This is a genomic window from Ensifer sp. ENS08, from assembly GCF_014852195.1.
In the GTDB taxonomy this organism is placed as follows: domain Bacteria; phylum Pseudomonadota; class Alphaproteobacteria; order Rhizobiales; family Rhizobiaceae; genus Ensifer; species Ensifer adhaerens.
Genome location: NZ_JACVBF010000012.1, coordinates 70952 through 83300, shown reverse-complemented (window position 1 = coordinate 83300; position 12349 = coordinate 70952). Strand labels below are relative to the sequence as shown.

General features: G+C 63.4%; 7 protein-coding genes. 1 reads left to right on the top strand and 6 read right to left on the bottom strand.

Features of this window, described 5'->3' with window-relative positions; translation table 11 throughout:
• Positions 1 to 60 precede the first annotated feature (60 nt).
• Positions 61 to 543, top strand: a complete 483-nt coding sequence (locus tag IB272_RS22935) for a heme-binding protein (protein WP_112976907.1) — start codon at positions 61 to 63, stop codon at positions 541 to 543.
• A 196-nt stretch (positions 544 to 739) separates the two neighbouring features.
• Here the strand turns inward: IB272_RS22935 and IB272_RS22930 are convergent, their stop codons facing one another.
• The 6 genes from IB272_RS22930 to cyoC form a co-directional block, all read right to left on the bottom strand.
• Positions 740 to 2944, bottom strand: coding sequence for a TonB-dependent siderophore receptor (locus tag IB272_RS22930; protein ID WP_192445112.1), 2205 nt, complete (start codon positions 2942 to 2944; stop codon positions 740 to 742).
• A gap of 173 nt (positions 2945 to 3117) precedes the next feature.
• Positions 3118 to 4002: an AraC family transcriptional regulator gene (locus tag IB272_RS22925; protein WP_034790688.1), complete on the bottom strand. Its 885-nt coding sequence runs from the start codon at positions 4000 to 4002 to the stop codon at positions 3118 to 3120.
• 209 nt (positions 4003 to 4211) lie between these two features.
• On the bottom strand, positions 4212 to 10154 hold the full coding sequence (locus IB272_RS22920) for a putative Ig domain-containing protein (RefSeq protein ID WP_192445110.1): 5943 nt from the start codon (positions 10152 to 10154) through the stop codon (positions 4212 to 4214).
• A gap of 388 nt (positions 10155 to 10542) precedes the next feature.
• Entirely contained in the window at positions 10543 to 11301 is a 759-nt protein-coding gene (locus IB272_RS22915) for an SURF1 family protein (RefSeq protein ID WP_051659207.1), read from the bottom strand.
• A 22-nt stretch (positions 11302 to 11323) separates the two neighbouring features.
• Positions 11324 to 11728, bottom strand: a complete 405-nt coding sequence (gene cyoD, locus IB272_RS22910) for a cytochrome o ubiquinol oxidase subunit IV (RefSeq protein ID WP_034790693.1) — start codon at positions 11726 to 11728, stop codon at positions 11324 to 11326.
• Positions 11725 to 12345 carry a cytochrome o ubiquinol oxidase subunit III gene (gene cyoC, locus IB272_RS22905; RefSeq protein ID WP_034790695.1) on the bottom strand — a complete coding sequence of 207 codons (621 nt, stop codon included), beginning with the start codon at positions 12343 to 12345 and terminating at the stop codon, positions 11725 to 11727. The genes cyoD and cyoC overlap by 4 nt, the downstream gene beginning before the upstream one ends.
• Positions 12346 to 12349: the final 4 nt, after the last annotated feature.

Sequence of the window (12349 nt, the reverse complement as noted above, 5' to 3'; positions counted from 1 at the left end):
AATATCGATGGGCGGCGTCCCGCAATAACCTTTCCATATCAACAGGAAAGGAACCCATTGATGATCCGCAATATCGTGCTTGCAGCAGCTCTTCTCGCTCCCGTTGCCGCCACCGCCCAGGAGCTTCCGACCGCCGTCTACCTGCCGCTCGACATGGCCGTCAAGGCGGCCGACGCAGCGCTGAAGGCATGCGCCGCCGAAGGCCACAATGTCAGCGTCGCGGTCGTTGCACGGGACGGTTCGACCAAGGTGCTGCTGAAGGCCGACAATTCCGGTCCGCACACCGGAAACAGCGCCCAGGGCAAGGCCTTCACCTCGGCGGCCATGGGGCGCGACACGGCTGGCCTCGGCGAATTCATCGCTTCCAAGCCCGCCAATGAAGGTCTCCGCGACATGGACGCACGCATGGTCATCCAGGCCGGCGGCGTGCCGATCAAGTTCGGCAAGGCGCTCGTCGGCGGCATCGGTGTCGGCGGTGCGCCGTCGGGCGACGTTGACGCAAACTGCGCGACAGCAGGCCTTGCTGCAATCGGCGCGAAGTAATTCGCTCCAAGGGGGGCTCTCGCCCTTGAAAAGGCGGCGGGCCTCTCCATTTAAAGGCCACTACCCGTTTCGAGAGCTCTCAGCCGTCGGCGCCTTTGGCGTGCGATAGCGGCACTCCGGGTTAAAAACAGGGCGCTCCCCGGCACGGGTCGAGCGCCCTGTTTGCTTTAGCAGGTCATCGATCAGCCGAACGATCTCACCAGGTCTTGCTGAGCTTCAACGTGACCGTACGCGCATCGCCATATCCGCAAACAAGCAGGCCATTGCAGCCGCTGACATAGTGCTTGTCGAACAGGTTGGTGACATTGAGGGCAGCGCCCCAGCCGTCCTTCTCGTAGCGCAGGGCTGCGTCGAAGACGGTCGACGCCGGCACCTTCGCGGTATTTTCCTTGTCCGCCCAGCTCTCGCCGCGATAGCGCACGCCGGCGCCGAGGCTGAGGCCTTCCAGCGCGCCCTGCTGCACCGTGTAGTCGAGCCACAGCGAAGCCTGCGTATCGGGGACGAGATAGGGCGACTTGCCGATCAGCGCACGGTTTGCGTCCTCGGTCACCTCGATATCCATGAAATCGAGGCCCGCAATCAGCTTCCAGCTTTCGTCGAGATTGACCTTGCCCTCAAACTCGATGCCGCGGGAACGCACTTCGCCGGTCTGGGTGGAGATGCTGGTCAGCGGATCGGTGACGAGAGCGTTGCGCTTGGTCAGCTGGTAGATGGACGCCGTCAGCACGCCATCAAAAAAGGTCGGTTCGTACTTGATCCCGGCCTCGAACTGCTCACCCTCCTCGGGCTTCGTGTTGCCGGTCGCCGTTACCGCCACGACCGGATTGAAGAAGGTCGCGGCGCTGACGTAAGGGGTGAGGCCGTTGTCGAATTCATAGGCAAGGCCGGCGCGGCCGCTAAGCGCGCCTTCGCTGTAGTCGAAACTCGAATTCTGGGTCGGCGCCCAGAAGGTCGGCCCGTTGTCGGTCTTGGTGTCGACATAGTCGTAACGGCCGTTGAGCGTGACGAGCCAGCCGTCGCCAAAGCGGATCTGGTCCTGCGCGTAGACGCCGATTTGCTGCTGTGTGATCACCTGGTTGATGTAGATGGCGTTCGCGGGTTGCGGCGCGCCATAGACCGGATCAGTAGCGCTGATCGGCGTTCCCGCCGACGACGCCTGGACGTGGTCCAGCCGGAAGAACTTGTAGTCGAGGCCGACGAGCAGCGTATGCTCGAGCGCTCCCGTCTCGAACTCGCCTTCGAGCCGGTTGTCGACGGCGAACGTATCGACCTTCGACGTCGCCTCGAAGCCGAGGCGATAAAGCAGGTTGTCGGGGGTCGCCGGCGTGTTCGAAACCGGAAAAGGAAGGCTCGGATCGTAGTAGCCGTAGGTGTAAGGCCCGTTCTCGTGCTTGTAGAGATGACCGTAGCGAAGGTTCTGACTGAACTGCCAGCCGCTGTCGAACTCGTGCTTGAATTCGTAGCCGAGCATCTGCTGCACATAAGTTCCGGTATCGATGTCCGGCTCGCCAAAGAAGGCCTTGCGGTCGATCTTGCCGAAGGGCGCATCGACGACCGAGCCGACATAGGGCAGGAAGCCGCCACCGGTATGAACCTGGTCGAGGCCCTGCAGCAGGCCGTAGACGGTCAAGCTGGTCGCGTCGTCGGGCTGATAGGTGATCTGCGGCAGGATGAAGCCGCGCAGATCCTCCGGTTGGTCCACATAGTTGTCGCCACCTGAGATCTTGCCGGTGACGCGATAGTTGATTGCGTCGTCCAGCTGCCGGTTCACGTCAATCCCGAGGAAGGCATTGCCGTTGTTGTTGATGCCGGTCTCGACATAGGCGGAGTTTTCCCCCGTCGGCCGCTTGCTGATGAGGCTGACGATCCCGCCCGGATTGGCGCCGCCATAAAGCACCGAAGCCGGACCTTTCAGCACCTCGACACGTTCCAGCATGAAGGGATCGATCTGGAACCCGCCAAAGCCGTAGGAAAAGAGGTTGAGGCCGTCGAGGAACACGCCGGTCTGCGTCGCGTCGAAGCCGCGGATGTAGAACCAGTCGGTATCCGGATCGACGCCGAAGGGCTCGGCCATCACGCCCGGCGTGTAGCGCAGCGCTTCGTCGACCTTGTTGACGACGCCGCGGTCGTCAAGCTCCTCGCGTCCGACGACGGAAACGCTCTGCGGGATCTCAGCGATCGGAGTTGCGGATTTCGAGCCGGTCGTCGTCGCCTTGGCGACATAGCCGTCGACCGGACCTGTGGCGTCGTTCTCCGTCCTCGCGCCGGTCGCCTCGATCGTTTCCAGCCTTGTCGCCGGCGCATCCTGCGCCATCGCCGCGCCGGTGGCCAGAACCGCAATGGCGGCGACCCCGCTTGCCAACCACTCCGTCAGCCGTACTGCCTTGCCTCTTACCATCATCTGTCTGCCATCTCACCCGAACCACCGCAGTGCCTTACAGGCGGCGCGGCTTACACCCTCTAATAAGGTGAGTGTTTATATCAACTATTGCGGTGGCTCTTGTCGCGATCAGCGGAAATTGAACGTTTCTGGGCTATTTGATGCGAACAACCGCCCTTCAAGATGGAACTTGCTCAGCTCAATCGGCTGCGTTTCCAAGACGCAGGCGTCGCGCCCACGACCTTGCGGAAGACCCGGGTGAAGTGCGCCTGGTCGGAGAAGCCGGTCTCGGCCGCAACCGTCGTCAGCGACGCCTCGTTCTTCAGCAACAGTTGCTTGGCTCTCTCAACCCGCGCATTGGTCTGCCACTGGTGCGGTGCCATGCCGGTCGACGCCTTGAAGGCGTGACTGAAGTGCGACTGCGACAGTCCGGCAAGGGACGCCAGCTCCTCCAGGCGGATGTTGCGCCCCCAGTTCTCGTCGATGTATTCGACCGCCCGGCGGAGTTGCCAGGTGGCAAGCGCGCTGCGTTTGCGGGCATCGCTGCGATTAAGCTTCATCAGGTCGATGAACAATGCGACCGTCAGGCCATCGCCGTAGAGATCGTGCAAGGGCTGCGGATTGAGGCACTCGGCGGCGATCAGCTGTGCAAGCTGCAGGAAGCGTTCGTCGTAAAACATCAGCCGTGGCGTGTCGCATCGCCCCGCATCGAGCTCCTCCTCCAGCCGTCGGCCGAGAACCTCGAGATTGAAATGCAGGTCGAGGTGGCGGATACGCCTGACATCGACCATGTCCGCCCAGATTTCCATGCCCGCCGGGATATAGGAAAGCGCCTGCTGGCGCTCGTTCTCGACCGCGCCGCGCCCATCGGGCGAAAGTCTGACGTTGCAACGGCTACCGCCTTCAGCGTCGAGCACGATGAACATGCGCGGATCATCCGAGAGGTAGTGGCCACCTGCCCTCGCCTCGCATTCGACGTCCCAGACGTCGGCGATGATGCCGTTCCATTCGCGCCGGTGGAGCCCGCCGATCACCTTGAACCCGGAAATTTTGTTCTGCATCCGCGGTTGAAACGACATCTAGGCGTATCCAATGCTCTAGGACGAGGCGACGCCTCCGGCTAATTCCTTCCTGTATTACTCATCTTTAATGTTTGACGGAAGCCCGTAATCTTTCCAACGCGATTTAAACGGTCAGAACGCACATGGACCGGTGCATATCGGGAGCGGAAAGGCAGCGGTGGAGCGCCGGTTCGGGCAGCCTGCCTGCCCGAACCGGTTGCGCGCGATCAGAACCGGACGCGGGCGCCGACCTTGGCACCGGCCGACTTCGAACCGTCGCCCTCGATGTTGAAGAGCAGCGAGAAGTCGAGGTCCCAGTTGTCGTTGTTGCTGAGCGCAAGCCCGGCCGACACCCGCCCGAACAGACCCTCGCCGTCAAGCGAGGCAAAGCCGACATCGGCGCCGACTGTCGGCGACAGGATCAGCCCGTTTTCTAGCTCCAGGGTGCGTTCGACGTCGAAGCCGATGCTGAGACGGGCCTGTTCCTCGATGAAGCCCTTGAGATCGATCACCTCGCCGAGCGGGTTCTTGACGGTGTAGTCCTCGGTCTCTTCATTGAAGTAGACGGCTCTCAGCTTCGGCATCAGCACCGTCGCCTCATCCAGTTGCCATTCGCCGGTCAGCTTGACGTCCGCCATCCAGCGGGTGGTGTCGAACGTGCCGGTGAAGATGCCGGTGTCGATGTCGTTGGACGAACCGCCATAGAGCAGGTTGGCGTCGAGGAAGACGCCCTGGCCGATCTCGAACGAGGCATAAGGACCGGCCAGCCAGCCGTTTCCTTTAAGCTCGGCATCCGCGTCGGTCGGATCGGTCATGTAGTCGTAGTGGAACGACAGGCCGATGAGCGCCCGATCGCTTAAGAGATAATCGGCGCCGAGCGAGAACAGGGCGAAATTGCCCCACTTGTCGTTTCTGTCGTCTTCATCCTTGTGGAACAGGAAACTGCCGTTCACCCAGATGTCGAACGGCCGGTCGGTCGCCACGAAGGTTTGACCGGTTGCTGCCGCATCGGCGGCATCGCGCGCCGCCTGGATCTGCGACAGGCTGGAGGAGAAGCCGAGGCGGGCACCCTTTTCCGACGGCGTCACCGCCGTCGTCACCGGATCGGTGCTCATCGCCGCCCGCCGCCGTTCGATCAGGCCGGGCACCTTGACCGTCGACGACAACAGGTTCTGGCGATTGCGCACAAAATCGCGCACCAGCCCGTCGATCTCTTCGCCGGCAGCCTCCCGATCGAGCGCGATCTTGTAGGTGACGGAGCCAATATTGGACGAGCCTAGCGCGCTCCTGAGCGTATAACTGACCACCGCCGAGCCGGAATAGGACGGGTTCGGCGTGAACTTCAGATAGAAGCCGACCGGCGTGAAGCTGGTGGCAGCGGCAAGCTCGCCTTCGATGATTTCGGCCGTGCCGGCAAAGGGCGGCGAGACCGAGGCAACCGATGCGTCGGTGAACGGACCGCCGGTGGCGCCACCGTTGAGATAGACATCCTTCGGCGTCGAACCGGCCGGAACCTCGACGACGACATTGGGCACCGTCACCGCACGAGCGTTCAGTTTCAGCGTATAGGCGGCCGAACCGCTGGCGCCGCGGCTGTCAGTCACAGCAATGGTGAAGTGATAGCTGTCAGGCACCGCATCGGCCGCGAGCGGTCCGGTCAATTCGCCAGTGGAGATATTCAGCACCATGCCTTTCGGCAGGGCGCCGCTCTTGAGGCTGTAGACCAGCGCGCCGGTGCCACCGGTCGCCGAGACGCGTTGGGAATAGGCTTCGCCGACCATCGCGTCGGGAAGCCCACCGGCCGACGGGGTAAAGACGAAACTGGCGGAGGCAACGGCGATCTGATAGCTGGCCTGGCCTGTCGCGCCATTGGCATCGGTCGCCGTCACGGTGAAGGCGAAATCGCCATCGGCCGAAGGTCGTCCCGAGATCGTCCCGCTTGAGGCATCGAGCGACAGACCGCCCGGCAGAGCACCCGACGAGACCGCGTAGTTGTAGGGGGCCGTGCCGGCGCTGGCTGAGATGTTCTGGCTGTAGGAAACGCCGGGCACGCCGTTGGCAAGCGCCCCGCCTGCCGGCGATAACAACAGCATCGGCGGCGAGACCGTGACGGAAACGGTTGAAGGCGCCGACGTGCCGGTCGCGTTCGTTGCCGTATAGGTGAAGCTGTCAGCGCCCGAATAGCCGGCATCAGGCGTGTAGAGGATCGTTGTCCCCGTCGCCGTAGCTGTGCCATGCGCGGGCGCGGTGGCGATCGCCACAGATGTTGCCGCCCCGCCGGTCAGACTGAGGCTGATAGCATTTGGGCTGGAGTTCGCAGCAACAGTCGCTGCAACCGGACCGGCCGATGGCGCTTCGACGGCGACCGCGAGACTATAGTTCGCGGTGCCCGTCGCATTGTTCGCGTCGGTCGCCGTCACCGTGAACGTTGCCGCTCCATCGGCGGTCGGCGTTCCGGACAGGCGACCGTCGGCAGCAAGCGTCAAGCCGGCCGGAAGTGCACCACCGGTGACCGCATAGGTGTAGGGAGCCGTTCCGTTGGCGGCGATGATCGTCAGGTCATAGGCGTCTGCAACGGTCGCACCGGCAAGCGCACCCGCAGCCGGCGTGAAGGCGAATGTCGGCGGAGACACCGTCACCGTGACCGTCGCTGCAGCGGACGTTCCGGTCGTATTCGCCGCCGTGTAGGTGAAGCTGTCGACGCCGGAGAAGCCGGCCGCCGGCGTATAGCTGAATGTGTTACCCGCGACCGTGGCCGTACCGTGCGATGGGGGCGCTGCGATAGCGACCGAAGCGGCCGTGCCGCCCGTAAGGTTCGGCGTAATCCCGTTGGCCGACGAGTTGGCGGCAACGGTTGCCGTCGTGGCGTTGGCGATCGGCGCCTGGATGCGAACCTCCAGGCTATAGCTGCCGCTGGTTGCGGTCGCGCCATGGGTATCGGTCGCCTGAACCGTAAAGGTGAAGCTGCCGTCCGCCGTTGGCGTGCCGGACAGCGTACCGGCAGCGTCGAGCGAAAGTCCGGCCGGAAACGCGCCGCTGGCCAAGGCGTAGCTGTAGGCCGCCGTGCCGCCATTGGCCGTGAAGCTCTGGCTGTAGGTCGTTGCCACGGTTGCGGTCGGCAAAGCGCCGGCCGCCGGCGTGAAGGCGAATATCGGCGCGGAGACGAGGAAGGACTGGCTCACACTGGACGCGGCCAGGTAAGCGCTGTCACCGGCTTGCGAGACCTCGATGGTGCAGGTGCCGCCATTGCGGAATGTGACATCGCCGGTTGACGTGACGACGCAGACGGGCGTCGTCAGAGACTGGAACGTGACCGGCAGAGCGGAACTGGCGCTCGCCGAAAGCGTCACCGGCGTTGCATAGTCCTGCGGGCCGGGATTGGCGAAGGTGATCGTCTGTGGCGCCTTGGGCGTCACCGTGTTCGACGCACTGGAGGCCGGTCCCGCGCCGACAGCGTTGGTCGCCGTCACCGTGAACGTGTAGCTGGTGCCGTTGCTGAGACTGCCGACCGTGACCGGGCTCGACGTGCCCGTTCCAACAAAACCACCGGGATTGGACGTGACCGTGTAGCCGGTGATCGATGCACCGCCGGCGCTTACCGGCGCGGTAAAATTGACGGACACCTCGCCATCGCCAGCGATAGCCGTGCCCACCGTCGGGGCGTCCGGAACAACCGCGTTGACGGTAAAGCTCTGGGTGACCGTCGTCGCAGGCAGATAGGTGCCGTCGCCGCCCTGGTCGGCAGCAATCGCGCAGGTCCCCGCGCTGTGGAAGGTCATGCTACCACCCGGCGTGATCGTGCACACGGCCGCGGTCGAGGATGTGAAGGCAACGGGCAAACTCGCGTCCGACGATGCCGTCAATGTCGGCGTGGTCCCGAACGTCTGCGCGCCCGGATTGGCAAAGGTGATCGTCTGGGTTGCGCGCGGCGTGACGGCGTTCGAGGCCGCCGACGCTGGCCCCGCGCCGGCACTGTTGGTTGCCGTCACCGTAAATGTATAGCTGGTCCCATTGCTGAGACCCGTCACCACGACCGGGCTTGACGACCCCGTCCCGGTGAAGCCACCCGGGTTCGACGTCACGGTGTAGCTAGAGATCGACGCTCCACCCGTGCTCGCCGGCGCCGTGAAGGCGACGGACGCCGAAGCGACATCGGCGGTTGCGGTTCCGATCGTCGGTGCGCCGGGTACGACGGCATCGACCGTGAACGTCTGTGAGACCGTCGGTGCAGCCAGGTACGTTCCGTTGCCCACCTGATCGGCTGCGATGGTGCAACTGCCGGCCTGATGGAAGGTCAAATCGCCCTCGGGCGTCACAGTGCACACGCCGGCAGTCGACGAGGTAAAGGCAACAGCCAGGCTGGAGCTTGCCGTCGCCGTCAATGTCGGCGACGTGCCGAACGCCTGCGTACCCGGATTGGCGAACGTGATCGTCTGTGCGGATCGCGGCGTCACCGCATTGGAGGCGGCCGACGCGGTGCTTGTCCCGGCGCTGTTGGTGGCGGTCACGGTGAACGTATAGCTCGTGCCGTTGATCAGGCCAGTCACCCTGATCGGGCTCGTCGTATCCGTGGCCGTCATGCCGCCGGGGTTCGACGTCACGGTATAGCCCGTGATCGTCGCGCCGCCGTTCGACGCCGGGGCGGTGAACGACACGTCTGCATAGGCGTCCCCCTCCACGGCCGCACCGATGGTGGGCGCGTCGGGCACGGTCGGCGCGACGTCGACAGTGAAGACCTGGCTGCCGGTCGCGCCATAGGCGTCCGTTGCCGTAACGGTAAAGGTGACGGCGCCACCGATCGATGCAGTGCCCGACAACACTCCGTTGTTCGCCAGCGTCATGCCAGCGGGCAAGGCATTCTGCGTGACGGCGAATGTGTAGGGGCTTGCGCCGCCTGATGCCGCCAGGGTTTGTGAATAGGCGGTGCCAGCGGTCGGATCAGGAAGCGTCGCCGGCGAGAGCGCGATCGTCGGCGCAGCGATGGTGATGGAGAATGCGCGCGAGGCGGTCGAGCCTTCGGGATCGGTCGCTGTCACTGTGAAATTGAACGGACCGCTTGCCGTTGGGGTGCCGGAGACGACGCCGCCGCTCGAGATCGCCATGCCGGCGGGCAGTGCACCGGAGGTCGTTGCGTAACTCAAGGTGCCCGATCCCCCGGTGGCACTTAGCGTTTGCGCCGCATAGGCCTGGTTGTAGACCGGGTTCGGCAGCGTTGTAGTCGAAATCGCAATCGGTGCGTAGGCAACCGAATTGTCGGTGCTGGTGGATAGGGCGTTGGTAAAGCCGGCCGCGCTCGTGGCCTTGCCGGCGGGTATGGACGCCACGACCGTGCCTGCCTGCGTCATTCCGCTGACCGAAACGGTGTAATTGGCGCCCGATCCCGAAACACTCGCCGTCGTCGCGCCGGCCGTGCCTGAAATCTGGACGTCGCCAGCGGAAAAGCCGGTGACGGACTTGCTGAACACCACATCGAACGCAACGGATGTCTTGGCGCTGGGATCGGATTGCGAGCCTGCCTGGTTGATCGCGACCGTCGGTTTGGTGTCGACCCAGTGGCTGGCGCCGGTCGCAGTGCCGGTGCTGCAGCCGCTGCCGCCACCGTAGCTGGCGGAAACCGCGTGCTGTCCGAGGGGCAGCGTCGATGTCTGGAAGGTCGCAGACGATGCCGTGCTGACGGGCCCGGTCGGCGTCAACCCAAGGGTCGTCGACTGCGATCCGATCGTGATCGTCACGTTTCCAGGCGGAGACTGTCCGGCGTTACAGCCCATCGACGATACCGTTGCCGTCACCGAAACCTGTTCGCCCGGCAGCGACGGTCTCGGGGAAGATACGACATCAACGACAACCGGTCCCCCTGTGGCCGCCTTGACGACGATGTTGTTGCTGTTGGCGGTGTAGTTGCCGCCCGTGCGCGTGCCCGTGAATGTGACCCAATCGGAAAACTGGCCGGACATCGCATCGAGGGAATCGACCTGATAGGAGCCTGTGCAGGTCACGGAAGACGTCGTGCCGCCGCCCGGGATTGCCGGGCATGAAACGACGACGCCCTTGTTCGCGGTGGTCGCAGGCGCGATGCTGAGAATATTGTAGGATCCGGGGTTCAGCACATAGCTGAAATTGATCGTGTCGCCAGCCGCATTGAAGGTCGCCGGGTTCGCCGAAATCGTCACAACCTGCGCCGAGGCACCAATGGCAGAAGCCAGAAGAATGCCAATCGCCGCGAAAAATGTCCTGAAATACAAACCCTGGAATGCAGACGAAAAAATCTTCCCGCCCGCGACGCTTCCGCACCGCAGCCCCATAAATACCCCCAATATATGCCGGGAAAATTAGCCCCATCTCCCAGTCGAGGCAGCTAATAAAGTGGAAGGTACTGAGTCAATCGCACAACTCACCATTGCCGGAGAAAATGCGGTCGGCCGTTGCCATGTGGCTTATCTATCACACTTTTTGGCGCCGCAGCCGACTGAACTTCAGCTGCGCCGAGTGACGGCCCCAAGGTCAGCAACTTCAGGAGGAGTGCACGAAAATGGCGGCCAGCCGTCGCGAAGAGAATCGTTATTCCGCGCTTGGCCTCTTCCGGCTTCGAAAGACGAGGTATGCGCCCCCCACACTCATGGCCGCCAGCGCGAACCACGTCAGCGCGTAGACAAGATGGCTGTTGCGGAAGCTGACGACTGTGAGACCGCCGATCGGTAGGCCGCCTGGGTTTGGCGTCGCGTCCGCGTCGATGAAATAGGGCGCGACATCCGTCAGCTCTTGTGCTGCGGCGATTGCCGCGACATCGCGGGAAAACCAGCGATCGCCAGCCGGATCGTTGGAGCGAAGAAAGGCGCCGCCGGGTTCGCTGATGCGCAAGAGCCCGGTGATCCCGGTGGTCCCAGGCGTTTCGCCTTCGGCGCGGGCAGTCCGATCGCGCCGGTCGGCGGGCACGAAGCCACGATTGACGAGAACCGTCGTGCCGTCTTCGCGGCGCATCGGCGTCAACACCCAGAACCCGGCGCCCCGCTCGGTTACGGCCTGCACCAGAACCGACTTGTCGTGGCTAAAGGTACCCGTTGCCGTGACGCGAAGGTATTCGTCGTTCTCTCGGGTGATGCCGCCCCAGTCCGGCCGCGACGGGGCCGGGACGGCGTCAGCGTGCACACGCGCATCGACGCGAGCGATCAGATCGAGCTTCCAGAAGAGCCGCTGGATCTGCCAGGTCCCGAGCGCCACGAAGATGGCGCAGAGAAACAGGAGCGCGCCGGTCAGAAGGAACCTGGCGCGAGAGGATGCTTTCGCACCCTCCCCTTTCACGTCGCGGCCGCCGGTCATGTTCGCGTCTACCCGCCCCTGATCAGGGCATGTTCTTCATCATCTCGTGGGTCATCGGCATCATGTTGGTATTGAGATGATGCATGACCCAGAGCGAGCCGGCGAGCGCAATACCGACGATGATGATCGTGAAGATCAGCGCCATCAGCGTCCAGCCGCCTTCCGAACGGGCGTTCATGTGCAGGAAGTAGATAACGTGCACGACGATCTGGACGACGCCGATACCCATGACGAGCACGGCGGTCAGCAACTTGCTGTCGAGCGCGCCGCTCATGACCAGCCAGAACGGGATAGCCGTCAGGATGACCGACAGGATGAAGCCCGTCATGTAGCTCTTGAGCGAACCATGCCCGGCAGCGTCGCCCGGATGGCTGTGCGCGTGGTGAGGCTCGAACGCGCTTTCGTGGCCAGGATGCTGCGAACTCATCCGAGTACTCCCAACAGATAGACGAAGGAGAAGACGCCGATCCAGATGACGTCGAGGAAGTGCCAGAACATGGAGAGGCACATCAGGCGGCGGCGGTTTTCCGGGTTCAAGCCATGTTTTTTGACCTGCACCATCAGCGTGATCAGCCAGATGATGCCGAAAGTGACGTGCAGCCCGTGCGTGCCGACCAGCGTGAAGAACGAGGACAGGAAGGCCGAACGCGTCGGACCGGCACCCTCGTGGATCAGGTGGTAGAACTCATAGAGCTCGAGCGCGAGGAAGATCGCTCCGAACACGCCGGTGACGCCGAGCCAGAACAGCGTCTCCATCTTGGCGTTGCGCTCCATCTGAAGCATGGCAAAGCCGTAGGTGATCGACGAGAACAACAGCATCGCCGTGTTGATGGCGATCAGGTTGAGGTCGAACAGGTCGGCTGGTGCGGGACCTGCCGCGTAGTTGCGCCCGACCACACCGTGCGTGGCGAAGAGAACGGCGAAGATCAAGCAGTCGCTCATCAGGTAGAGCCAGAAGCCCAGCATAGTGCTGTGCTCCGGGTGGTGCTCTTCCTTGAGGTAGAACTGCGGCTTTTCTGTTTCTTGGACTTGGGTTTGGCTCATCGTT

What these genes read in the sequence shown, in the direction of transcription:
- IB272_RS22930 (WP_192445112.1), bottom strand. Translation starts at nt 2,944, where the DNA reads ATGATGGTAAGAGGCAAGGCAGTACGGCTGACGGAGTGGTTGGCAAGC.
- IB272_RS22935 (WP_112976907.1), top strand. Translation starts at nt 61, where the DNA reads ATGATCCGCAATATCGTGCTTGCAGCAGCTCTTCTCGCTCCCGTTGCC.
- IB272_RS22925 (WP_034790688.1), bottom strand. Translation starts at nt 4,002, where the DNA reads ATGTCGTTTCAACCGCGGATGCAGAACAAAATTTCCGGGTTCAAGGTG.
- cyoC (WP_034790695.1), bottom strand. Translation starts at nt 12,345, where the DNA reads ATGAGCCAAACCCAAGTCCAAGAAACAGAAAAGCCGCAGTTCTACCTC.
- cyoD (WP_034790693.1), bottom strand. Translation starts at nt 11,728, where the DNA reads ATGAGTTCGCAGCATCCTGGCCACGAAAGCGCGTTCGAGCCTCACCAC.
- IB272_RS22915 (WP_051659207.1), bottom strand. Translation starts at nt 11,301, where the DNA reads ATGACCGGCGGCCGCGACGTGAAAGGGGAGGGTGCGAAAGCATCCTCT.